General features: G+C 42.0%; 13 protein-coding genes and 2 pseudogenes. 9 read left to right on the forward strand and 6 right to left on the reverse strand.

What is annotated here, in order from left to right:
* The first annotated feature begins 120 nt into the window (after positions 1–120).
* Positions 121–3348, forward strand: coding sequence for a two-partner secretion domain-containing protein (locus tag V7K36_RS02755; RefSeq protein WP_335112998.1), 3228 nt, complete (start codon positions 121–123; stop codon positions 3346–3348).
* Positions 3349–3530: 182 nt separating this feature from the next.
* Entirely contained in the window at positions 3531–3863 is a 333-nt protein-coding gene (locus tag V7K36_RS02760) for a hypothetical protein (RefSeq protein ID WP_335113001.1), read from the forward strand.
* A gap of 151 nt (positions 3864–4014) precedes the next feature.
* On the opposite strand, the pseudogene V7K36_RS33960 reads toward V7K36_RS02760, so the two are convergent.
* Together V7K36_RS33960 and V7K36_RS02765 are read right to left on the reverse strand one after the other, a co-directional pair.
* Positions 4015–4137, reverse strand: a pseudogene (locus tag V7K36_RS33960) (IS701 family transposase); the annotation flags it as partial.
* Between the two features lie 143 nt (positions 4138–4280).
* Positions 4281–4466, reverse strand: a pseudogene (locus V7K36_RS02765) (IS701 family transposase); the annotation flags it as partial.
* A gap of 621 nt (positions 4467–5087) precedes the next feature.
* Between V7K36_RS02765 and V7K36_RS02770 the strand changes: the two are divergent.
* The 5 genes from V7K36_RS02770 to V7K36_RS02790 all read left to right on the forward strand — a co-directional run bounded on the left by V7K36_RS02770 (position 5088) and on the right by V7K36_RS02790 (position 16392).
* Positions 5088–5423: a hypothetical protein gene (locus V7K36_RS02770; protein ID WP_335113003.1), complete on the forward strand. Its 336-nt coding sequence runs from the start codon at positions 5088–5090 to the stop codon at positions 5421–5423.
* A 270-nt stretch (positions 5424–5693) separates the two neighbouring features.
* Positions 5694–7913 carry a peptidase domain-containing ABC transporter gene (locus V7K36_RS02775; protein ID WP_335113005.1) on the forward strand — a complete coding sequence of 740 codons (2220 nt, stop codon included), beginning with the start codon at positions 5694–5696 and terminating at the stop codon, positions 7911–7913.
* Between the two features lie 97 nt (positions 7914–8010).
* A complete protein-coding gene (locus tag V7K36_RS02780; RefSeq protein ID WP_335113006.1) occupies positions 8011–9384 on the forward strand; it encodes an HlyD family secretion protein in 1374 nt (457 codons plus the stop codon).
* A gap of 164 nt (positions 9385–9548) precedes the next feature.
* Positions 9549–14909 (forward strand): trifunctional serine/threonine-protein kinase/ATP-binding protein/sensor histidine kinase, encoded by a 5361-nt coding sequence (locus tag V7K36_RS02785; RefSeq protein ID WP_335113008.1) that lies wholly within the window; start codon positions 9549–9551, stop codon positions 14907–14909.
* A 34-nt stretch (positions 14910–14943) separates the two neighbouring features.
* Positions 14944–16392, forward strand: a complete 1449-nt coding sequence (locus tag V7K36_RS02790) for a hybrid sensor histidine kinase/response regulator (RefSeq protein WP_335113010.1) — start codon at positions 14944–14946, stop codon at positions 16390–16392.
* Positions 16393–16458: 66 nt separating this feature from the next.
* Here V7K36_RS02790 and V7K36_RS02795 read toward each other — a convergent pair whose 3' ends face one another.
* Entirely contained in the window at positions 16459–16755 is a 297-nt protein-coding gene (locus V7K36_RS02795) for a DUF3288 family protein (RefSeq protein ID WP_334902109.1), read from the reverse strand.
* 316 nt (positions 16756–17071) lie between these two features.
* On the opposite strand from V7K36_RS02795, the gene V7K36_RS02800 reads away from it, so the two are divergent.
* Positions 17072–19525, forward strand: a complete 2454-nt coding sequence (locus V7K36_RS02800; RefSeq protein ID WP_335113233.1) for an ATP-dependent Clp protease ATP-binding subunit — start codon at positions 17072–17074, stop codon at positions 19523–19525.
* Positions 19526–19936: 411 nt separating this feature from the next.
* On the opposite strand, the gene V7K36_RS02805 is transcribed toward V7K36_RS02800, so the two are convergent.
* The 3 genes from V7K36_RS02805 to V7K36_RS02815 all read right to left on the reverse strand — a co-directional run bounded on the left by V7K36_RS02805 (position 19937) and on the right by V7K36_RS02815 (position 23322).
* The gene (locus V7K36_RS02805) at positions 19937–21037 is read right to left on the reverse strand and encodes an AI-2E family transporter (protein WP_335113012.1); all 1101 of its coding nucleotides are present in this window, start codon (positions 21035–21037) and stop codon (positions 19937–19939) included.
* 113 nt (positions 21038–21150) lie between these two features.
* Complete coding sequence (locus tag V7K36_RS02810; protein WP_335113014.1) at positions 21151–22584, reverse strand: bifunctional orotidine-5'-phosphate decarboxylase/orotate phosphoribosyltransferase; 1434 nt, start codon at positions 22582–22584, stop codon at positions 21151–21153.
* A 138-nt stretch (positions 22585–22722) separates the two neighbouring features.
* Positions 22723–23322, reverse strand: a complete 600-nt coding sequence (locus tag V7K36_RS02815) for a cytochrome b/b6 domain-containing protein (protein ID WP_335113016.1) — start codon at positions 23320–23322, stop codon at positions 22723–22725.
* Between the two features lie 518 nt (positions 23323–23840).
* Between V7K36_RS02815 and purN the strand changes: the two genes are divergently transcribed.
* Complete coding sequence (purN, locus tag V7K36_RS02820) at positions 23841–24503, forward strand: phosphoribosylglycinamide formyltransferase (protein ID WP_335113018.1); 663 nt, start codon at positions 23841–23843, stop codon at positions 24501–24503.
* The last annotated feature ends 113 nt before the right edge of the window (positions 24504–24616 follow it).

The raw sequence follows: 24616 nt of genomic DNA on the forward strand, positions 1-24616 counted from the left end.
CAGTTTGAGGAATTTAGTTTTCCAAAATTGGAAAATCAGCATCTTAGTTAAGGAATATGACAACTTGTTAAAGTTCATGACATAGTATGAATAGCTGGTTATGAGGAGTCTATAAGTCTTGTGAAAGCTAAATTAAGGTGTTATCAAAGCTGGGAATCGCTGCTATTTGGTTCTGGGGCGATAACCATAACGGGATGCTGTGCTTTTGTGATGACTAGCCCCGTCAACGCCCAAATTATTCCTGATAATACACTTGAGGTAAATTCCAGGGTCGCGCCAGGATGCACAGCTTGCACGATTGAGGGTGGAACAGTTCGAGGTAGCAATCTGTTCCACAGCTTTAGCAAGTTTTCCGTACCTACAGGCGGGGAAGCGTTTTTCAATAATGCGACGCAGATTCAGAACATCTTCACTCGCGTTACAGGTAACTCACGCTCAGATATTGATGGGTTGATTCAGGCAAATGGCAAGGCAAATTTATTTTTAATCAATCCGAATGGAATTGTCTTTAATTCCAATGCCTCTCTCAATATTGGCGGTTCGTTTATTGCCAGTACAGCTAATAGTCTTAATTTTATTGATGGTATAAAATTCAGTGCTGTAAATTCTCAAACCCCACCTTTGCTGACGATCAGTGTACCCATTGGCTTACAATTTGGAACGAATCCGGCAAAAATTCAGGTACAGGGTTCTAAATTAGGAGTTAATCCTGGTCAGACCTTAGCACTTGTAGGCGGTAATGTGCAGCTTGATGGTGGTGAACTCATAGCTCCGGGTGCAAATGTGGAGTTGGGAGGTATGGCAGACACTGGTACAGTTGGTTTGAGTATTAATGGCTCATACCTTGATTTAAGTTTTCCTGATGGCGTTGAACGAGCTGATGTATCTCTCCGCAATGGCACTGAGGTCAATGTACTCGCTGGTGGTGGAGGTAGTATTGCGATCAATGCCCGTTCCTTAGATATGACTGGAGAAAGTACACAGCTACAGTCAGGGATAGGATCAAAGTTGGGTTCTGTTGACTCACGGGCGGGAGATATTGAAATTAATGCAACAGAGGCAATAAACCTGAATGGAAGTGGTATCTCTAATACGGTGCAATCAACAGCTATAGGTAACAGTGGCGACATCAATATTATGACCGGATCGCTTTATGTAATAAATGGCGGTGTACTGAATACCGAAACCTTTGGACAAGGGGATGCGGGCAATATAAACATAGTTGCCCGTGATACCGTTTCCTTTGATGCCAGTCACGCATTCAGTGCTCTACGACCAACAGGCGTAGGCAAAGGTGGCAACATCAACATTAGAACTGGGTCACTCTCTGTTACAAATGGTGGTGAGCTGGTTGCTACCAACTATGGTGGAAAGGGGGATGCAGGTAGTGTGAATATTACTGCCGGGGATACCGTTACCTTTGATGGGATAGGTAGCAATAGATTTCCGAGTGGAGCATTCAGCAATGTGTTCCAAAATGGGGTGGGCAAGGGTGCCGACATCAATATTACTACTGGGTCACTTGATCTGAAAAATGGCGCTGTATTGAATGCCACAACCAAAGGAAAAGGAAATGCGGGCAGTGTGAATATAGTTGCTCAAGATACAGTCTCCTTGGATGGGGTAAGTGCTAATGGCAGAAATGTCACCACGGTACTCAGCGGAGTGCAGAAAGGAGCCCAAGGTCAGGGAGGCAATATCAATATCACAACTGGGTCACTCTCTGTTACGAATGGTGGTGAGCTGGTTGCTACCAACTATGGTGGAAACGGGGATGCAGGTAGGGTAGATATCGATGCCCGCGATACCGTTGTCTTTGATAAAGGACTTGGTAATATCCCTACTGGAGCATTCAGTAATGTGTTCCCAGAGGGGGTAGGCAACGGTGCCAGCATCAATATTACCACTGGGTCACTTGATCTAAAAAATGGCGCTGTATTGAATGCCACAACCCAAGGAAAAGGAAATGCAGGCAGTGTGAATATAGTTGCTCAAGATACAGTCTCCTTGGATGGGGTAAGTGCCAATGGCACAAATGTCACCACGGTACTTAGCGGAGTGCAGAGAGGAGCCGAAGGTCAGGGAGGCGATATCAATATCAAAACTGGGTCACTTGATCTGAAAAATGGCGCTCTATTGAATACCAGAACCCAAGGAAAAGGAAATGCAGGCAGTGTGAATATAGTTGCCCGCGATACAGTTTCCTTGGATGGCAATGGCACAAATGTCACTTGGGTAGTCAGCGGAGTGCAGAGAGGAGCCGAAGGTCAGGGAGGCAATATCAACATCAAAACTGGGTCACTCTCTGTTACAAATGGTGGTGAGTTGGTTGCTACCAACTATGGTGGAAACGGGGATGCAGGTAGTGTGAATATAGTTGCCCGCGATCGCATTGTTTTTGATAAAGGACTTGGTAATATCCCTACTGGAGCATTCAGCAATGTGTTCCCAAACGGGGTCGGCAACGGTGCCGACATCAATATTACCACTGGGTCACTTGATCTGAAAAATGGCGCTGTATTGAATGTCATAAACCAAGGAAAAGGAAATGCAGGCAATGTGAATGCTGAAGCTAACTCTATCTATCTTGACAACAAAGCCACAATCAGTGCTGACACAGATGGAGGACAGGGAAATATTAATTTGCGATCGCGCGACTTGTTGCTACTACGCCAAGGTAGTAGCATTACTACCAACGCTACTGGTAATGCCACTGGTGGCAATATTACGATTGATACTCACAACCTAGTCGCTGTTCCAAAAGAAAATAGCGACATCAGTGCCAATGCTGAAAATAGCTTTGGTGGTCAAGTAATTGTCAATGCTTTTGGTATCTTTGGCACAGAGTTTCGTCTACAACCCACGCCATTAAGTGACATTACAGCTCGTTCAGCTCGTGGTCCCCAATTCAATGGCGTAGTGCAACTCAACACGCTTGATGTTAACCCTAGTCAAGGCTTAACTGCTCTGCCCACAAACATCATTGATACTTCACAGTTGATTGCCAATAGTTGCATTGCACCAAATAAACGGCCAGAAGGGAAATTCATCATCACGGGGAACGGAGGTTTGCCAGTGATGCCAGATGACCCCTCAATTGCACCTTATCAAACTTATCAAATCCCAACTGTCCAGAGTGCAAGTATTTCAACGCCCCAAGAAAACCCTCTCGACCCAAAAGACTCGATTACTAGCAACAAACCTCACAATCCTCCTAAATCTGCGCCACTGATTGAAGCTCAGGGATGGATGTACGGAGCTAATGGTGAGGTGATTCTCACTGCCTCTGCACCTACTGTCCCTCCTCACGGTTCTTGGTCAAAATTCTCTACCTGCTTGGGTTCCTAACAAGTTTTACTTATCTTCAGAAATTGACTTTCCAAAATTGGAAAGTCAATTTCCTAACTTGACGATGTGCATCTAATTAAATTTACCTATTGTAAATGAGTGCAGTGAAGGCAAATACCTAAAACGCCAGCGCTACACAGACTCAACTTACTGACCTCCCTCAATTAACTAAGGAAAAAAACATGTCTAACATCAACAACCAAACCCAAGACCTCTATAGCATCGAATTGGTGCAAGACCTTGACCAGGAAGCCGCTGCTACTGTTAGTGGTGGTACATTATACATTTCAAAGGGATATAATGGCACAGATGGTGAAATAGGTCTCTCAAAAGGATATACCGATTTAGGCTCCTATAAGAATAAAGTGTCGTGGTACAAGGTAACGGGTTACAAAAATTGGTATGCCTACACTGGTAAGAATTACACAGGAAAAGAATACACATTATATGCAGGCACACAAGGTAACTTAGACGGTAACGCTAACAACAACATCGAGTCTGTACTACCTGCATAATCAACTCGGTTCTATTTCATACCGCAGACTAGAATCCTAAAAAACCTAAAACAGAAAAGAATGCTCTCACCTTCGCTAAAGCTTGAGTAACATCCTTTTCTCGCAGTTTGTAGGGGCGATCTCGTTTTTGCTCCTACTTTTTCATTTTAATTTTGACTGTACGATGATGTCTTCCAGAATAAATATAACCAAGTAATTCTGCTAATTTTGGGTCACTATGAGGCTTGTCAATTACAGTATCATCTGCACTTAATGTGCCATCTATAAAATTGATACAGCAGAATTCAGAATTCAGGAGCAAAGCCGGAGACGCTCCGCCGAGGCGTCAGAATTCAGAATTAGAATAGGCTCTGTGCCTAGCTTTGAGGCTTAGATAGTGTACTTCACTAACTTGAAATCTGCTGTATACGGTTTAACTTCATCAAATAAATCCTTGGGTTCATATCGCTCACGTAGCAAAAATCTATTGACACTATCATGTGACAAATCTTCCATAATATCTGCTAAACGTGTGCAGCCTGGATACTTTGATTCTGCCAATAAAAACAGAGTGTAAGTGTTAAGGTCACACTTTGCTGTGGATGGCTTGGTAGTTACTCTGATTGTACATGGACTCAATAAAGACAGCGTAAATTATCCATCTTTTTAGTCCCCTACTGACTAGCGTAGGCGTAGCCCAACCTAGGCATCGCTTATTCTTTTCTATATCTCACTGCTGCATTTATTGTCTCATTTATCAATGCGTAAGTTCTAGAAGATAACACAATTAACAATTCAAAATTCAAAATGACGCTCTCTTACGAGACGCTCCACGTAGCTTGTTTCCCCGCAGGAGTACGCGGACTCACTCTAAGCGAAAGCGAACAGCGTCTCTAAGAGTTGCCATGCCGCAGGCTTTACGCTATGCTAACAAAATTCAAAGATTTTAGACAATTTCAGACTCTTATTTAAACCCCGACTGAAATTGAGCGGAGTCGGAGCCACTCTGCCTCCGAGCTACGTGTAATGGTACAGGTCTTAAACCCTTCGATTTCCGATAAACATAATTAGTTATCTGCACAAATTGACTTTCCAAAATTGGAAAGCCAATTTCCTAACTTGACGATGTGTGTCTAATCAAATTTATCTATTGTAAAACAGTGCAGTGAAGGCGAACACCTAAAACGCCAGCGCTGCACAGACTCAACTTACTAAACTCCCTCAATTAACTAAGGAGATAAAACAATGTCTAATATCAACAATCAAACGCAAGACCTTTACAGCATCGAATTGGTGCAAGACCTTGACCAGGAAACTGCTGCTACTGTTAGTGGTGGTGCTTTAGTCCTTAGCAGCGATGCTGGTGGTGAAGGAACACGGAGAACTTTTAGCGCCGCCAGAAACCGCAGTTTAGGCAGCTTTAACAATATAGCATCTTGGTACGAGGTAACGGGTAACAGAGATTGGTTTGTCTACACTGGTCAGAATTTCAGCGGTAGACGAAGACGTCTAGGAGCAGGTAAATCAAATAACTTACCTGCTAGCTTTAACGACGACGTTGAGTCTGCCAGACCTGTATAATCAGCTCGGTTCTATTTCATACCGCAGACTAGAATCCTGAAAAACCTAAAACAGAAAAGAATGCTCTCACCTTTGCTTTTAGCTGAGTAACATCCTTTTCTCGCAGTTTGTAGGGGCGAGGTCGTTTTCGCTCCTACTTTTTTATTTCAATGAAGATAGCACAAATAAACGTAAATGGTAATACCCATAGCAAGATTTGTGCGTAGGAGCACGCGAACAGCATGAGAATCAAGTCGCAAACGGCGTAACCAAGTAATTCCCGAATTTTTTATGAAATATCAGGTTGTTCTCCAACACAGTGAAGAAGATTGTGGCGCTGCTTGCCTTGCAACTGTTGCCAAACATTACGGACGCACTTTGACTCTGAGCCGGGTACGAGAAGCGGTAGGTACGGGATCGCGAGGTACTACTCTGCTTGGTTTGAATCGGGGTGCAGAAGCTTTGGGATTTAATGTTCGCCAAGTCAAAGCTTCTCCTCAATTGATCGACAGTTTAAATAAAGCTCCAATGCCCGCAATTATACATTGGAAAGGCTACCACTGGGTAGTTTTATACGGACAAAAGGGGAAAAAATATGTAATTTCCGATCCTGGTTTTGGTATCCGCTACCTCAGCCGTAAGGAATTAGTTGAGGGTTGGAGCAATGGGATTATGCTGCTATTGGTGCCAGACGACACCCGTTTTTCTGAGCAGCCGGATGACAAAATGACTGGCTTTGGGCGCTATCTGGCGCGTGTTTGGCCTTATCGCTTCCTTCTGGGTCAGGCGATCGCAATTAATATTGTAATCGGACTTTTGTCTCTCGCCTATCCTTTGATGATGCAACTCCTCACCGATGATGTGCTAGTGCGGGGAGATACTCAACTATTAACTACCGTGGCAATTGGGGTAATTGCCATGAACTTGTTTAAAAGTGCAATTGGTTTGGTACAGTCTCACCTGATCGGTCACTTCGGTCAACGGTTGCAATTAGGATTGCTGCTGGACTACGGTCGAAAACTTTTACACTTGCCCTTATCTTACTTTGAAGGACATCGTAGTGGGGAAGTCGTCAGCCGAATTGCCGATATTCATGCGATCAATGATTTAGTTTCGCAGATTGTTCTTGGTTTACCTAGCGAATTTTTTATTGCTGTAGTTTCTTTGGGCTTTATGCTCTTTTTGAGTTGGCAACTAACTCTGGCTTCGGTATTGGCCTTTGTTGTCGTCACCTTAGTTAACCTACTTTTCCTACCTGCCTTGCGCCAGAAAACCCGTAAGCTGATCGTTTTAGGCACTGAAAACCAAGGTTTTTTGGTGGAAACCTTTCGTGGCGTCCAAGTACTCAAAACTACACAAGCAACTCCGCAAGCTTGGCAAGAATATCAAACCAATTATGGTCGCATCGCTAACTTGGGTTGGAGTACGATGAAGTTGGAGCTATACAGCAGCACATTCACTAATATTCTTTCAACTATAACTAATATAGGTTTACTCTGGTTAGGCAGCTATTTAGTAATTAATCACACATTATCTATTGGTCAGCTACTAGCCTTTAACGGCATGAGTGGCAACTTTCTCGGTTTTCTGAGTTCAGTGATTGGGTTAGCTGATAAGTTTATTACTGCCCAAATTGTCATCCAACGGATGGCAGAAGTGATTGACGCTACTCCAGAAGACTCGAATGAAGAGAAAAAGCCTTGGGTAAAAATTTCTACTGATGCAAATATTATCTGCACTAAAGTTAACTTTCACCATGCTGGTAGAGTTGACCTCTTGCAAGATTTTACGTTGACTATGCCTGGTGGTAAAGTGATTGCTTTAATTGGTAAATCTGGTTGTGGTAAAAGTAGCCTAGCTAAACTGATTGCTGGTTTATATTCCCTCCAGTCAGGCAATATCCGTTATGGCATCTATAACAAACAAGACTTATCTTTAGAATGTCTGCGACAGCAGGTAGTCTTAGTCCCGCAAGACCCGCACTTCTGGAGTCGCTCAATTTTTGATAACTTCCACTTCAGCTATCCTGACCTGACTTTTGAAGAAATTGTCACAGCTTGCCAGATTGCAGGAGCTGATGAATTTATTAGCGAATTACCTGATAAGTATCATACTGTCTTAGGAGAATTTGGAGCTAATCTTTCTGGTGGACAACGACAGAGATTAGCGATCGCCAGAGCAATAATTACTAACCCGCCGATACTGATTTTAGATGAATCTACTGGCGCTCTCGATCCAGCCAGTGAAGTTGAAGTACTAGATCGATTGCTTACCCATCGCCAAGGCAAAACCACAATTTTAATTAGTCACCGTCCCAGAGTCATTGGGCGAGCCGATTGGATTGTATTACTAGAGAAAGGACGTTTGCAAATTCAAGGTTCTCCCGAAGAATTGCGCCAAATTGCTGGCAATCACTTGGACTTCCTAGAGAATGTTGGATCATCAACTCCTAGTTTATTAATGAAATCTTCCGGCTCTCCTACTAATGGCAAATATGTCAGCATTAGTTAACTAATTTTGGCGGTTTAAGTCAAGAGAGTTAACGTCTTTATCCTCCTTACAAAACTGAATTACCTCGATCATCCCTCCCTCATCCTTATTATTTATTATGGTTAGTCAGTCTAATTCTGTTTTGCTGCCCGAAGCTGAAGAAAACGATTTTCTGCCACCACTTGGTAGTTGGACTACTATTGGTGGCGCGATTACATTGGTTACTGTGACAATAGCAGTTGCCGTCGCCTCTGTAACTGAATACAAAACCACCGTTCAAGCACAGGCAAATCTGCGTCCGGCTGGTGAGTTGCGGCTGGTTCAGGCTGCTACAGAAGGCCCAGTTATGCGGATTTTTGTGAAAGAGAATCAGATTGTTAAAACAGGAGATGCGATCGCATCTATTGACGACTCCCGCCTGCAAACCAAAAAGAGCCAACTAGAAAGTAGCATTGGGCAAACAAAATTACAACTAGTGCAAATCAACGCTCAGATTCATGCTATTAATAACCAAATTGTAGCCCAAACTGACAGCAGTAACCGTGCAGTTGCAGGGGCTGAAGCGGAATTGAGCAGTCGTAAGCGGGACTATCGAGACAAGCGAATTACTACTGTTAGTGATGTCCAAGAAGCCTCTGCAAACGTGAGAGCAGCAACTGCTGGCTTAACAGCAGCCGAGACAAAGCGAAACCGATATGAGAGCGTAGCCAAAATTGGAGCTTTGTCACAAGATCAATTCGAGGAAGCACAACTAGCTGTTCGCCAGCAAGAACAAGTACTTGAGGCTGCCAAAGCAAAATTGCAAAGCCTCCAAGCTGCCCTGAATCCAACTCCAGCAGAAATCGCGATCGCTCAAGAACGCATTGCTCAAGAAAAAGCTACCGGACAAGCTAGCATCGCCACATTAGACAAAGAACGCAACGCCCTGATTCAGCAACGGATTGAAACGCAAAAACAGTTCGAGCATGATGACCGCGAACTTAAACAAGCGAATATCGAACTTAAAGAGACGCTCATTTCTGCAACAGCAGACGGTATTATTTCCAAGCTAAACCTACGTAATCCCGGACAAACATTGCGCCCTGGAGAAGAAATCGCCCAAATTGTTCCTACTTCTGCCCCCTTGGTGATTAAGGCAGTGGTAGGAACTGAGGATAAAAGCAAGTTGAAGCCAGGACAAAATGTGCAAATGCGAGTTTCTGCTTGTCCTTATCCAGATTACGGTACTCTCCAAGGTAAAGTGAAATCAATTTCTCCAGATGCATTTTTCCCACCAGCGAATAATGATGCTGCTACAAGTGCTACTGCAACTACTCCCAAAGGTGCTGCCTTTTATGAGGTAACAATTGAACCTCAAAGCCTATCTTTAGGTCGAGGAAATAAAAAATGTTCTATTCAAATGGGAATGGAAGGCAGAGCCGATATTATTTCTAAACAAGAGACTGTACTCCAATTCTTTTTGAGAAAAGCAAGGCTAATTGTAGATGTATAAGGAATATAGCAATCCTATTTGATTTGCTCTCCACTAAGACGCTCAGATCCCCGACTTCTTAAAGAAGTCGGGGATCTTTTTGTTCGTAAAGTCTCGAAATGGGTACACTAACTCCAACAAAGTAACTGGGACAGCACTAACCCACTTTTGAGGAGTACCCAAATATGCTCACGCTTTCCGGCTATAAAATTATTGACCAAATCTATGACAGCAGCAACTCTCTGATCTATCGAGGCTACAGGGAAGCCGATAATCAACCTGTAATTCTCAAAACCCTGCGAGATGCTTATCCTTCGCCAGAACGCATTGCTTGTTATCAGCGTGAATATGACATTATCCACAATCTCTATCTCACAGGAGTTGTCCAAGTTTACGCTTTGGAAAGTCACCAACAACGACCAGTCTTAGTGTTAGAAGATTTCGGCGGTAGTTCTTTAGCTCAATTGCAGCTAGCTGGAAAAATAGAGTTAGAAGAGTTTCTTCATCTGGGTATTTCTATTGTCGAAAGCCTTAGAGAGATCCACGCTGCTAACATCATCCACAAAGATATTAACCCATCAAATATTGTCTTTAACCCCGACACCAAACAACTTAAAATCATCGATTTTGGTATTTCTACTGTTCTGTCACGAGAAACCCAATCATTCAAAAATCCCAATATTCTAGAAGGCACTATTACTTACATTTCTCCTGAGCAAACAGGTCGAATGAATCGGGCGATTGACTATCGCAGCGATTTCTATTCTTTAGGAGTGACCTTTTATAAATTACTAACAGGAGAAGTACCGTTTGAAGGAGATGATGCTCTAGCATTGATTCATTGCCATATTGCTAAACAACCACCAAATATGAATAAACCTCACCCGCCTTCTGCACCCTCTCCTTACCAAGGAGAGGGTTGGGGTGAGGTTTCTTTTTCTATTCCCCAAGTCCTCTGTGATATTGTGATCAAACTGATGGCGAAAAATGCCGAAGATCGCTATCAGTCTGCTTCTGGTATTCAGGCAGATTTAGAACAATGTTTGCGTCAACTGCAAACCAATGGGAAAATTGAGGTGTTTCCATTGGGTAGTCAGGATGTCTCTGATCGGTTTATAATTCCGCAAAAACTCTATGGACGGGAACCAGAATTAGAGACGCTATTGGCGGCTTTCGTTCGCGTAGCGTGTCCAGAGGACAATCGCATCACCAATGGTACAACTGAACTGATGTTAGTTGCAGGCTATTCCGGAGTGGGTAAATCAGTTTTAGTAAATGAGGTTCATAAACCCATTACAGCCAAACGCGGCAATTTTATTACTGGTAAATATGACCAGTACCAAAAAAATATTCCCTACTACGCGATTTCTCAAGGATTCAATGACCTGTGTAATCAATTGTTGACCGAAAGCGAATCCGTTTTAAAACAATGGCAAAAAAAAATATTAGCTGCTGTTGGCAATAATGGACAGGTTTTAATTGATGTCATTCCTAATTTAAAATTGGTGATTGGCGAACAACCTCCTGTAGCTCAGGTAGCTGGACAAGAAGCCCAAAACCGTTTTAATTTAGTCTTCCAAAACTTTATCAAGGCTATTTGTCAGGCTGAACATCCCCTAGTTTTCTTCATTGATGATTTGCAATGGGCTGATAGTGGCTCGCTAAAACTGCTCAAGATTATTTTAGGCGATCGCAACATTCAAAATTTACTCATCGTCGGAGCCTATCGAGATAATGAAGTAGATTCTATCCATCCATTGATGATCACTTTGGACGAGATTGAGAAAGAGGGAGGAACTGTATCCAAGATTCATTTAGAAAACCTGACCCCAAAAGATGTCAATGTTTTAATTGCGGAAGCATTGGGCTGTTCAACTATCTTTAGTCAGCCATTAACTAATTTGGTTTGCGATAAAACTCAGGGTAATGCCTTTTTTATCACTGAATTTTTGAAATCTCTCTATACAGATATGTTACTCAGCTTTGATGATTCAACAAAGCAGTGGTACTGGGATTTAGAGCAGATTCAAGCTCAGGACATTACTGATAATGTTGTGGAATTAATGATAAGAAAAATTGTCAATTTGCCAGAAGTGACTCAGAAAAATTTGCAGTTAGCTGCTTGTATCGGCAATAATTTTGATTTGTCCACCTTGGCAGTTATTTCTGAGCAATCAGCCAAGCAATTATTAGAGCATTTATTACCAGCACTACAAGAAGGTTTAATTGTCTCTGTAAATAATCAATATCATCTGAGAAATTTTAGGGATGAGAAAAAAGTTAGTGAAGCTAGTTGTAAATTCCAGCACGATCGTGTCCAACAATCTGCTTATTGTCTGATTCCAGAAGCGCAAAAGCAAGCAACCCATTTGCAAATTGGGCGACTGATATTGAGCAATACATCAACAGCAGAGCAAGAAGAGAAAATTTTTGAAATTGTTAACCACTTAAATATTGGTGCAGAATTAATTAACACTCAAAGCGAACAGAACGAATTAGTCAAGTTAAATTTATTAGCAGGACGTAAAGCCAAAGCATCTGCTGCTTATGAAGCTGCTATGGAATATTTTTCAGTCGGCATTAAATTACGAGCCGCAGATTCTTGGCAAACAAACTATGACCTGAGCTTGGCATTATTTGAGTCAGCAGCAGAAGCAGCAGTTGTGTGTGGTGACTTCACACAGATGAATAGATGTGTAGAAGAGGTACTAGAAAATACTCAAGTTTTGTTAGACAAGGTGAAAGTTTATGAAATTCAAATCCAAGGCTTTTCAATCCAGAATAAATTACCAGCAGCGATCGCAATCGGTCTAGAAGTTCTGCAAGCCTTGGGAATTAATTTTCCCTCTCCTCTAAGTCACTCAGAACTGAGCAAAGTGCTACAGCAAACAGCAGTTCATTTAGCAGGAAGGGAAGTTAAACACCTAATCAACCTGCCCCAAATGCGGGAAGCCCAGCAACTAGCAGCGATGCAAATTCTTTCCAGCATCATGTCACCTGCCTTTCGGGGAGCGCCTGAGATATTCCCATTCTTTGTTTTAGAGATGGTGAATTTATCTCTGGAACATGGCAATACAGAACTATCAACGGTTGCCTATGTGATGTACGGCTTAATTCTCTGTGGAGTCTTGGAAGAGATTACATTGGGCTATCAATTTGGTCAACTTGCTTTAAGTTTGTTAGAACGCTACGATACTCAACATCTTAAATGTTACATCAACTTTGCATTTAATATTTGCATCCGGCATTGGCAAGAACCACTCCAGCAAACGATCAAGTCCTTAAGGGAAGCTTATCAAATTGGTAGAGACACAGGAGATATAGAATTTTCAGGTAATTGTGCGGTCGTTGATGGCATACATTTATGGGCGATTGGCCAAAACTTGGTGGAAGTTGAACGGCAAATTGCTAACTACAGTCATTCCCTCGGTCAAGTCCAAAACAAAGCGGCTTTTGAGTATCTAGCTATTTATTGGCAGTTAACCTTAAATCTGCTAGAAACAACTGAAAACCCTTGTCTTTTAAGTGGGGCAGCTTATCGGGAGGAGCAAATGTTACCCTGGCATCAGCAAGCTAATGATGGCACTGGACTGGGGTACCTATATTTCTCCAAGTTGTTTCTCTGCTATCTTTTCCAAGATTTTCCGCAGGCCGCAGCCAATGTCCAAGAGTTAGAAAAGTGTCTAAATGCAGTAACCGGAACCATAATCGTACCACTTTACAATTTTTACGATTCTCTGACGGCGTTAGCTTTATATGCTGATGCACTGCCGTCAGCACAAGAAAGCTTATTAGAAAAAGTCACAGCAAATCAAGCCAAAATACAGAATTGGGCGAACTACACGCCGACAAATTTATTACACAAATTTTATTTAGTGGAAGCTGAACGGCATCAAGTTTTAGGACAAAAAGCTGAGGCCATTGAGATGTATGATCGCGCGATCGCTAAAGCGACAGAACATGAATATCTCAACGAACAAGCGATCGCTAATGAACTTGCTGGCAGATTTTATCTCCAATGGGGGAAAGACAAAATTGCCCAAGATTATCTACTCAATGCCTATTATGCCTACACTCGCTGGGGAGCTAAAGCAAAAGTAGCAGATTTAGAAAAACGCTATCCCCAATTTTTCAACCAAGCCGAAAGAAACTCTCAATTTATAACCTCTAAAACCATCTCCACCAGTAGTACCAGCATATCATTTTCCTTAGACTTAAACAGCATCCTCAAAGCCTCTCAAATTCTGGGGCGAGAAATCAAGCTCGATACTTTATTGACTAAACTGATGACAATCGTTATCGAAAATGCTGGGGCAGAAAAGGGTTATTTACTTCTCAACCAACAGGGAGAATGGCAGATTGCAGCATCAAGAACAATTGACTCAGATGCAGTTAAAGTCAGAGAAGCTATCGCCATCGAAACCTTCAGTAAACCAATATTATCTAATGCTATTATCGATTACGTTGTTCGTACCAAAGATAGTGTTGTATTAAGCGACGCTGCTAATGTAGGTAACTTCACTCATGATTCTTACATTCATCAACAGCAACCTAAATCTATCTTGAGTTTTCCTCTTCTCAATCAAGGCAAATTGATCGGGATTGTCTATTTGGAAAATAATCTCACAACTGGAGCCTTTACATCAGAGCGGGTGGAAGTTCTGAATTTGCTATCTTCCCAAGCTGCTATCTCCATTGAAAATGCTACCCTCTACAACACCTTGGAACAAAAGGTAGTTGAACGCACCCAAGAATTGTCTCAAGCTGTACAAGACCTGAAAGTTACCCAGAAGCAACTGGTAGAATCTGAGAAAATGGCGGCTTTGGGTGGTCTTGTGGCTGGGGTTGCTCATGAAATTAATACACCTGTGGGCACAAGTATCACCGTTGCTTCTACTTTAGCTGACGAAACGCGATCGTTTATTAGGGCTGTCGAACAAGGTCAATTAAAGCGTTCAGTCTTAAACAACTATCTGGAGATTGCCAAGGAAAGTACTGACTTGATTCTCAGCAACCTAAATCGTGCGGGAGAACTGGTGCAAAGCTTCAAGCAAGTAGCTGTGGATCAGACTAGTTTGGAACACCGGACATTTTTAGTCAAGCAGTATTTGGAAGAAATTGTCGCCAGTTTAAATCCCAAACTCAAACAAGCTTCCCATACTCTGACTGTGACAGGAGATGAAACTGTCATCATCAACAGCTATCCTGGGGCTTTGGCGCAAATTGTCACTAACTTAGTGATGAATTCCTTAACTCATGCCTATCAACTTCACGAATCAGGCCAGTTGCGGATTCAGGTGAAGCTAGAAGGTGAGACTGTTGTGATTCAATATAGTGATGATGGTTACGGCATTCCACCAGAAAACTTAAACAAAATTTTTGAGCCTTTCTTCACCACTGCTAGGCAAAAAGGAGGCAGTGGTTTAGGTCTGCATATTGTCTACAACTTAGTTACTCAAAAGCTGCAAGGGACAATTGATGTTCATAGTGAAATAGAAAAGGGAACCCTATTTACAGTGACACTACCTCTGTCCACAAACTATTAAGTTTTCTTGTTCCTTTTAACAAAGTTGGTTGGCAATGCTTAACGATACCGATATGTTTCTCTCATCGACAGATGATGAAGTCTTCGTGTTTGAAGATGAACAAGAGCAGATTAGTGATAAAACTCACTTAACTTCGTTGAAGGTAGAGAGTCAGGGACAAGAGACTTCTGAACCTTGGAAAATGATGATTGTGGATGATGATGTTGAAGTCCACCAAGCAACCAAACTGGCTTTGAGAAGTTTTACCTTTGAGGACAAACCTTTAAATTTTCTCTCTGCTTTTTCGGGAACAGAAGCCAAAAAGCTGATTGCAGTTCACCCAGATACCGCGTTTATTTTATTAGATGTGGTGATGGAAACTAATGATGCTGGGTTAAGGGTAGTTAAGTATATTCGGGAAGAGTTGAAAAATCAGATTGTGCGGGTGATTTTACGCACCGGACAACCGGGAGATGCGCCCGAAGAATCAGTGATTTTTAACTATGACATCAATGATTATAAGCTGAAGGTGGAACTGACTCGCCAAAAGTTAATTACAAGTGCGATCGCTGCTTTAAGGTCATACCGCGATTTAATCACCATAGAAAAACAAACAGCACAATTAACTCAAGCATTGCACGACCTGCAACAGTCACAATACAACAGTCTTGTGGAAAAGGAAAAAATGTCGGCACTGGGCAAGCTCGTTACAGGGATTGCCCACGAGATTAATAATCCAATTAATTTTATTGCCGGCAACTTGAAACCTGCTCAGGAATATATTCACGACTTATTGGTACTAATCGACCTTTATCGGCAAACCTTTCCTGATCCGGGAGCAGAAATTGAAGAAGCGATCGCCACAATTGATTTAGACTATCTCCAAAAAGATTTACCTAAACTCATCTGTTCCCTGAAAGAAGGTAGCGATCGCATCCGTGGCATCAGCGTCAGTCTCCGCACCTTCTCTAGAGGAGATAGCGATCGCAAGGTTCCTTTTAATATTCATGAAGGCATTGAAAGTACATTACTCATCCTGAACCACCGATTAAAAGCCAATGAGGATCATCCTGTAATTGAAGTAGTCAAAGATTATGGGCAAATACCTCAATTAGAATGCTTTCCTGGGCAACTCAACCAAGTATTTATGAATCTGATTGCCAACGCCATTGATGCTTTGGAAGAATCTAACAAAGGGCGTAGTTTCCAACAAATCCAGGATAATCCCAATTGCATCACAATTCAAACCACCTTGTCTGAAGATCGCCATCACGTCTTGATCCGAATTCAAGACAATGGTGAGGGAATGTCGGAAAATGTCAAGCAAAAACTGTTTGATTACTTATTTACCACCAAGGCAGTAGGGAAAGGTACAGGTTTGGGATTGTCGATTTCCCGGCAGATTGTGGAAGAAAAACATGGTGGGCAACTCACAGTGACATCTGAGTTAGGCAAAGGTACAGAATTAGCGATCGTCATTCCAGTGCTGAGTGCTGAGTGCTGAGTTAGGAGTTGGGAGTTGGGAGTTGGGAGTTAGAAGTCAAGTGATTAATGCCCAATGCCCAATCCCCTAATTCCAATCCTGTTCTTCTTTCTTGCCGCGACTTTTGTAAATTCCCCCCAAATCGTGAATTTGGCGAGTTTTCTCAAAAAGCTCGGCTTCGGTCAAACCCCACTGCTGCAAGACTTTATCTAGGTCTTTTTGGATGTCTCTCGCCCCTGGAAACCCTTGATAACGCATTCGCAGTCTAGCCAATTCTGCTAAATTATAGTCTGTCGCCTCTTGAAGGAGTAAAATATCAATAACAGGGCGATCGCGATTATAAAGAGGATGTTGTTGGTCTTTCCCTGCGGGTGCATCAGTCATGGTCAGTCCTGCGTTAAGAGTGCTGAGTCCTGAGTTTTAAGTTTAGCCGAGAGCAGAGGAGCAGAAAAGGCAAAAGAAAATCATCTTCTGCACTGAAAAATTAATTGTAAAATTGATAACAGACGCGATTTATCGCCTCTCTCCTAACTCCTCACTCATAGTAGACGGCAACTACACCTGAGGTCTTACGGCTCTCACCACTGCCACCTAACTTTAAATAAAGTTACATTAGTCCTTAAGAAAATACAAAAAACTTTAGATGAGGGTGAATTTTATCTCACCCAAAGTCCAAGCAGCGAGGGAGCAAGAACCCATTATGTTTGAACACTTCACTTCCGAAGCCATTAGAGTAATTATGCTAGCTCAGGAGGAAGCACGTCGCCTGGGACACAACTTTGTAGGAACTGAACAAATTCTCCTGGGTTTGATGGGAGAAGGAACTGGGGTTGCTGCGAAAGTGCTGGCCGAATTAGGCGTTACCCTCAAAGATGCTCGCCGTGAGGTAGAAAAAATTATTGGTAGGGGTTCTGGCTTTGTACCACCGGAAATTCCTTTTACACCCAAGGTGAAAAGTCTCTTTGAGCAATCCTTTAAAGAAGCTCATAGTCTGGGACAGAATTACATTAACACTGAACACTTACTTTTAGGATTGACCGAGGCTGGTGAAGGTGTCGCCGCCAAAGTACTGCAAAATCTAGGGGTTGACTTCAAAAGTGTCCGCAATGCCATAGTTCGCCGTTTGGGTGAAAATGCACCAGCTTTCGCTGGTAGTGGTAGTCAAAAGCGCACCCAACCGCTAACGATGGAAGAGTATGGCAGGAATTTGACCAAATTAGCACAAGAAGGCAGACTCGACCCCGTAGTTGGTCGCCAGAAGGAAATTGAGCGGGCTATCCAAATTCTCGGTCGCCGCACTAAGAATAACCCAGTGTTGATTGGAGAACCAGGAGTTGGTAAAACTGCGATCGCTGAAGGTCTAGCTCAACGTATTATCAATCAGGATGTTCCCGAAAGCTTACAGGGCAAACAAGTTATCAGCCTCGATATGGGGTCATTGGTAGCTGGGACTCGCTTCCGTGGCGATTTTGAAGAACGCATCAAAAAAGTCGTGGAAGAAGTCCGCACTGTCGGCAATATCATCCTGGTAATTGACGAAATTCACACCTTGGTTGGCGCTGGTGGTACAGAAGGTGGCTTGGATGCAGCCAACATCCTCAAACCTGCCTTAGCACGAGGTGAACTCCAGTGCATCGGCGCAACTACCCTTGATGAGTATCGTAAGCATATTGAGCGCGATGCCGCCCTAGAGCGTCGTTTCCAACCGATTATGGTCGGGGAACCCTCAGTAGAGGAAACCGTACAAATTCTCTACGGCTTGCGCGGTGCTTATGAACAACACCACAAAGTCACAATTTCGGATGCGGCACTTGTAGCAGCAGCAGAATTATCAGATCGCTATATTAGCGATCGCTTCTTGCCCGATAAGGCAATAGACTTGATTGATGAAGCAGGTTCTCGCGTTCATCTACGGAACTCTCAGAGTTCTCCGAATAAAGAACTCAAGCGTGAACTTGCTGGCGTTACCAAATCTAAAGAAGCAGCAGTCAGAGTCCAAGATTTTGACAAAGCTGGAAGCCTGCGCGACCAAGAGTTAGAACTCGCAGAACAACTGCAAGCAACATTTGCACAAAATGGTCAACCTGTCAACTCTAATGTAGTTGACGAAGAAGACATCGCCCAAATCGTTGCCTCTTGGACTGGCGTACCAGTCAACAAGTTAACTGAATCTGAGTCAGAGTTGCTCCTGCACCTCGAAGACACTTTGCACCAGAGGCTGATCGGACAAGAGCAAGCAGTCTCAGCTGTATCTCGCGGTATCCGTCGCGCCCGCGTCGGACTAAAAAATCCCAATCGTCCCATTGCTAGCTTTATCTTCTCTGGTCCGACTGGAGTCGGTAAAACAGAATTGGCGAAGGCACTAGCTGGCTACTTCTTCGGTTCGGAAGACTCGATGATTCGCCTAGATATGTCCGAATACATGGAAAGCCACACCGTCGCCAAGCTGATTGGTTCGCCTCCTGGTTATGTGGGATACGACGAAGGCGGACAACTTACAGAAGCTGTGCGGCGGAAACCCTACACGGTACTGCTATTCGACGAAATCGAAAAAGCACACCCCGATGTATTCAATATGCTGCTACAACTCTTGGATGACGGTCATCTTACCGATGCCAAAGGTCGGAAAGTGGACTTCAAGAACACGCTGATCATTTTGACTTCCAACATCGGTTCCAAGGTGATTGAAAAAGGTGGTAGTGGCTTAGGCTTTGACTTCGACACTCAAGCCAACGCTAGTTATAATCGCATCCGTACCTTGGTAAATGAGGAATTGAAAGCTTACTTCCGTCCTGAGTTCCTCAACCGTCTTGATGAAATTATCGTCTTCACCCAGCTTTCCAAGGATGAAGTTAAGCAAATCGCTGAGATTATGCTCCGTGATGTTGCTAGCCGCTTGACGGAAAGGGGAATTATCCTAGAAGTAAGCGATCGCTTCAAAGAGCGTGTAATCCAAGAAGGCTACAACCCTAGTTATGGTGCTAGGCCATTACGTCGAGCAATTATGCGCCTCCTAGAAGATTCTCTCGCCGAAGCAATGCTGTCTGGTGAAATTACAGATGGAGACACAGCAATTATCGATGTTGATGATGACTCTCAGATAAGAGTCAAAAAATCAGAAAAACGAGAATTGCTCTTGGCAAATGTTGGCTAATTTTATACCTGATCACTTTTTGCTGTAATATTTGAGAAATACTCTAGCCTCTCGTCTAAGTAGAGGTAGAAGCAGGGGCATCTCCGACAAACATCAAGTGAAATGGTATTATATCTCACCCCTAGTAGAAATGCTAGGGGTTTTTTATACAGTTCCTTTTGAGTGGGCAATACCCAAACCTACGACACCCTAGTTTGAATACTCACAAATATGAATCTTTATCAGAACCCAATGGAGAAGAAATTTTTGAAGCCTATGTAGAAAACAAAATATCTGCTGCTTTTCGAGTTTTTTGGTATTACGGATCTTAACAAGGACTTATAACTATCCTGACAATTACACCCCATCCTTAATGACACCATTGCAACTTCTTGTTAGCGGTAGAGATGACATCTTATTTTTATCCACAACTCATTGCGATATTGATTCCTGTGCCAGCAATTCTGATCCTGCTTCACCATCAACAGAATTATTGGAATCACCAGATTTAGAAAAACCATCTGCGACATCTTTGATAAAACCAGCTAGAGGTACTGCGACTAGCAAACCCAAGACTCCAGCAACATTGGTTCCTACAAGCAAAGCAATTAATACCCATATTGGTCTAATTCCAGTAAATTTACCTAATAATCGTGGTGCGATCGCCTGATCAATTAACTGATCAATCACAACAGCTACCGCAGCAACCTTCGCTGCGAGCCAAAAATCATGTGTGGCTATTATGAAAGTGATTACAATCAGACTGACAACATCGCCAAAGGGAATTAAGCTAAAAAGCCCAACTGCCAAACCAAACAGTAAAGCAAACTGGACTTGAAAAGCTAAAAACAATAATGTTACTGAAACTCCCATCAGTAAAGCTAAAGTTCCCTGACCAATTAGGTAATTTTGAAAGTTTTGCTGAATAGACTGGCTGATGTGGTGGGCAAAATTTCCAGGTAACTTCTTAAATATCCCTTCCCAAATTCGTGGACCATCTAACAATAGATAAAAAGTCAGTACTACTGTGATTAATGACTCAGAAACACTATCAATCGTATCTATAATAATGCTTAAAAGTTTATCTGAAATAAACTCTAATTCATTGGGCAATTTGTTGGTTATTTGTGCTAATAACTGACTTAGATTCACATTTAATTTGTGCCTCAAAAACCAATCATTTAAAATCTGAAGTTTTTCTTCGCTAGAATCAATCCATTGGGGAAGGACTTTAACCATCTCATTAAATTGCTCTAAAACAATGGGAACTAAAGTAATACCCAAAGCAACAACAATTACCAATGCTAATATAAAAACTAATGCTACTGCATAGCCTCGTTTAACTCCCCGCTTTTGGAGAATCGAAACAGGATAGTTTAAAACGAATGCAAGCAAAGTAGCCAAGACTAGAATTGTTACAACAGGTTGAAGATTTTTAACAAGCAAAAATGCTAGCCAACCATTGAGAAAGACTAGAGGAAATAGCAGCGTAAAAATTAACCATCTAAGTAGTTGATTCAGTGAAAAATTCATAATTAATTTAAAAATCCAAATTATTCTAGTTACTAGATTGATCCTGAGAATTAAATATACTCAATGGGAAGTAGATAAAAAAAATCTTTCTCCACTACCCATTATTCCGATTACTAACTTTCAGCAAAAGCTAAAAATTGCTCCTCACTTATTCGCCCTGCTTGATACAGAGTATTAGTAATTTCTGAAATAGTTAAAACTGCATAACTGCAATAACCATTTTGCTGTAATCTGTCTTTTACTCCTTGTTCATGATCGATAAATACCACAATATCATTAACATTTAATCCTGCTGATTTCAACTTTTCTGCCCCTTCCATAACGCTTTTGCCACTGATGAGAATATCATCAACCACCACAACCGTTTCACCAGGATGAAAGTTACCTTCAATTACTCTCCGAGTTCCGTGTGCCTTCAACTCTTTACGAGGGAAAATCATTGGACAATGAAGGCGCAAAGCTAAACCAGTCGCAGTAGGTAAAGAACCATAGGGAATACCTGCTAATCTATCAAAAGTAAGGGTTTTCAAAATATCCTGATATGCAGTGAGAACTTGATTAAAAACTTGGGGATTGGAAATAATTTTGCGTAAGTCGATGTAATAAGGAAATATCGCTCCTGATGCTTGTACAAAGCTGCCAAACATAATACAGTCAATGTCATAAAGTTGCAAAATTAAATCTTGTTGGGGGTGCTGATTTAGCAAACAAACATCAGGAAACCACACAGAACAAGTTGAATTTTCGTAAATAATTTCAGCTTTAATTTGATTAATTTCTGCGCGTAGAGATTGGACTTGTTCAGATAGTTGTGTGTTTACCAACATATCTTGAGGAACAGGAATCAGCAAGCCATCACCGTTAGCATTCAAGCCTGCTTCTAAAATTTTCTTCAGATTTTGACCCTCCGCCCAGATGCTACGCGCCATAATAATTCGTTCGGGAGCAATTGCTCGAATAAGTGCTAAAATTTCGGGATTTGTAGTTCCCACTTCCAAACCTAATTGTTCTGGAGTCCCCCAAGTTTTTGATTCTTTTACTACCTGTAAATAAAGGGGTGATTCCTTCGTAGGATATTGTTGTAAAGTTTCTGCACCTAGATTAGAAGTACAGCATAAAATAAACACCGCTTTATCAGGATAGACCAAAAAAGGTGCTACATGATCTTGTCCTGTATAGGGACTGAGAGTGATTGCATCTACCTGCCATTCTGTAAACACAGTCCGCGCAAAAATGGTACTAGTATTTAAGTCACTGTGTTTGGCATCTAAAATAATTGGGATGTGGGCTGGAATAGCTGCTAAAGTTTTGTACAGCAGTTCTAAACCGGGAATACCTAACGCTTCATAAAAGCCAAGTGTCGGTTTATAGGCACAAACAAAATCAGAAGTTTCAGCAATAATGAATTGTAACCACTTCCACAAACCAGCGATGAGTTCTTCAGATTCATAACGCACAGGCATCATCTCTGGATTTGGATCAAGTCCTACAAATAGTAAGCTTTGATTTTCCAATATATTCCGATTCAATTTATCAAAAAAGTTCATAATTTTCGGTTAAAAAAAAGAGTCAATTTGTTATCGCAAATTAAAGGGTTTAAATCCCGTCTGAAATTCTCTTGAATTTTGAATTATTATTGGTTCTTTACGTCCCCGCGTCTCCCTATCTCCCTTGCCATAGTTCGTTTACCAAAACATCGATTCTGTTAGTTGAGTACCTCCAGCTTTTTGCCCTAATCGAGAGTGAATCACTGCAAATAAGATAACCATCGGCACTGACGCAAAGTGAACGATTCGCAATGCTTGCCAACTGCCAAACAGATCCACAATCCAGGGAAATTCAGCAGGTTTATACATTCCTATTCCTGTAAATAACGCCAGCAGCAAGATAGGAAGAATTGCTGTATAGACAATACGATGCCAAGCATAAATTAGGCGCTGGTAATTTTGAGTTTTTTGTAATGCTTTGAGGTCATTGGCACCTACAAACCGATGTCGCCAGCGCCCGGTAATTAAAACGTAAATTCCATACCACAAGAGATTCAAGGAGAATAGCCACATTGCTGCAAAATGCCAGTTTCTACCTCCTGCAAGCCAACCTCCTAAAGTAAATATCCCAGGAATGTGAAAACCTGCACGTCCACCAAAAACAGGGTTGGCGTTGTAAATTTGTAGTCCACTGGTGAGCATGATAAACAGACTAATGATGTTACAGGAGTGGAAAATTTTGCCTCCTATTGCTTGAGTGGGCAGCTTCCGACTTTCAGGGGGAACGGTCGAAGTCATAGATTTTGAGTGATAAAATTTGCTGTTTATCTGTCTTGGGTAAATAGCCCAGCAAGTTTGAGGATTATTACTTACCCTTATTTTCTCATTCTACGATTCAACAGAACAAGTTTTGAGATGATGGAATAGTCTTTAAAGTTTGCTAACTCTACCAGTAATTGATCTAGTTTAGTGAGGTTTAGGTGTGCGATCGCCTGTAGATTTAAACTCTAAACTAGAGCGCTGGCAACATGGAAGGGGATATTGCTAAATCAGAGGATGAAATTTTACCTATTTATGTAAGAAAAATCCAGGCAGCTACTGTATCATTATCCAACCACGACTTAGTATATAGGACTCCTACTTGATTTTTGAACAAAATTAGGTATTGTAGGGTGTGTTAGAACGAAGTTCGTAACGCACCATTATCAAGGGTTTGGTGCCGTACTCTCCTTGCTAACACACCTACATATCTTTTCATAAATCAAACCGGATTCCTATATATTTTTGGCATCTATAAATTTTCCTTCTTAGCTGTTATGACCCACCGCCTTGATTCTACCCTTAGCTTAGTTTCTCCCAGCATTAGCGATGTTTGCCGACAAGTCGCCCCTTTAAAACTGGGAATTATGGCTTCTGGGAATGGCAGCAATTTTGATGTGGTTGCCCAAGCTATCCAAGATGGGCAGCTAAATGCTCAAATTCAAGTTTTAATTTACAATAACCCCTCGGCTAAAGTAGTCGTCAGAGCAGCCAATAGAGGTGTAGAAGCTGTTTTATTAAATCACCGCAACTATAAAAGTCGGGAAAAATTTGATGAGAAAATTGTGCAGACATTGCGGCACTACGATGTAGAATGGGTAATCTTAGCAGGTTGGATGCGATTATTAACATCAGTTTTCATTGATGCCTTTCCTGACAATATTATTAATATCCATCCTAGTTTGTTACCTAGTTTCAAGGGAATTCATGCTGTAGAACAAGCCTTGGCATCTGGAGTAAAAATCACTGGTTGTACAGCGCATATAGCTTGTTTAGAAATGGACAGTGGGCCAATATTGATGCAAGCCGCAGTACCAGTACAACCGGATGATACAGCAGAAACACTCCACGCCAGGATTCAAATTCAGGAACATCGGATTTTGCCACTAGCGATCGCTCTAGCAGCTTCTTTGTCAAAAGTTACACTCACCCTCACGTAAAAATACAGATAACGGTTTTCGTTTGGATGCATATCATGGATGTGAACTTACAGCTATTTTCAGGTAATTGTTCTACAAGAGGCTTGACATAATTAAAGCAATATGTTACTAAT

This window comes from Nostoc sp., assembly GCF_036919555.1.
Classification (GTDB): domain Bacteria; phylum Cyanobacteriota; class Cyanobacteriia; order Cyanobacteriales; family Nostocaceae; genus Nostoc.

Bases quoted from the DNA above. Each gene is read 5' to 3' on its own strand.
- V7K36_RS02800 (WP_335113233.1), top strand. From the start codon at position 17,072: ATGTTTGAACACTTCACTTCCGAAGCCATTAGAGTAATTATGCTAGCT.
- V7K36_RS02815 (WP_335113016.1), bottom strand. From the start codon at position 23,322: ATGACTTCGACCGTTCCCCCTGAAAGTCGGAAGCTGCCCACTCAAGCA.
- V7K36_RS02790 (WP_335113010.1), top strand. From the start codon at position 14,944: ATGCTTAACGATACCGATATGTTTCTCTCATCGACAGATGATGAAGTC.
- V7K36_RS02785 (WP_335113008.1), top strand. From the start codon at position 9,549: ATGCTCACGCTTTCCGGCTATAAAATTATTGACCAAATCTATGACAGC.
- V7K36_RS02795 (WP_334902109.1), bottom strand. From the start codon at position 16,755: ATGACTGATGCACCCGCAGGGAAAGACCAACAACATCCTCTTTATAAT.
- V7K36_RS02810 (WP_335113014.1), bottom strand. From the start codon at position 22,584: ATGAACTTTTTTGATAAATTGAATCGGAATATATTGGAAAATCAAAGC.
- V7K36_RS02770 (WP_335113003.1), top strand. From the start codon at position 5,088: ATGTCTAATATCAACAATCAAACGCAAGACCTTTACAGCATCGAATTG.
- purN (WP_335113018.1), top strand. From the start codon at position 23,841: ATGACCCACCGCCTTGATTCTACCCTTAGCTTAGTTTCTCCCAGCATT.
- V7K36_RS02760 (WP_335113001.1), top strand. From the start codon at position 3,531: ATGTCTAACATCAACAACCAAACCCAAGACCTCTATAGCATCGAATTG.
- V7K36_RS02805 (WP_335113012.1), bottom strand. From the start codon at position 21,037: ATGAATTTTTCACTGAATCAACTACTTAGATGGTTAATTTTTACGCTG.
- V7K36_RS02780 (WP_335113006.1), top strand. From the start codon at position 8,011: ATGGTTAGTCAGTCTAATTCTGTTTTGCTGCCCGAAGCTGAAGAAAAC.
- V7K36_RS02775 (WP_335113005.1), top strand. From the start codon at position 5,694: ATGAAATATCAGGTTGTTCTCCAACACAGTGAAGAAGATTGTGGCGCT.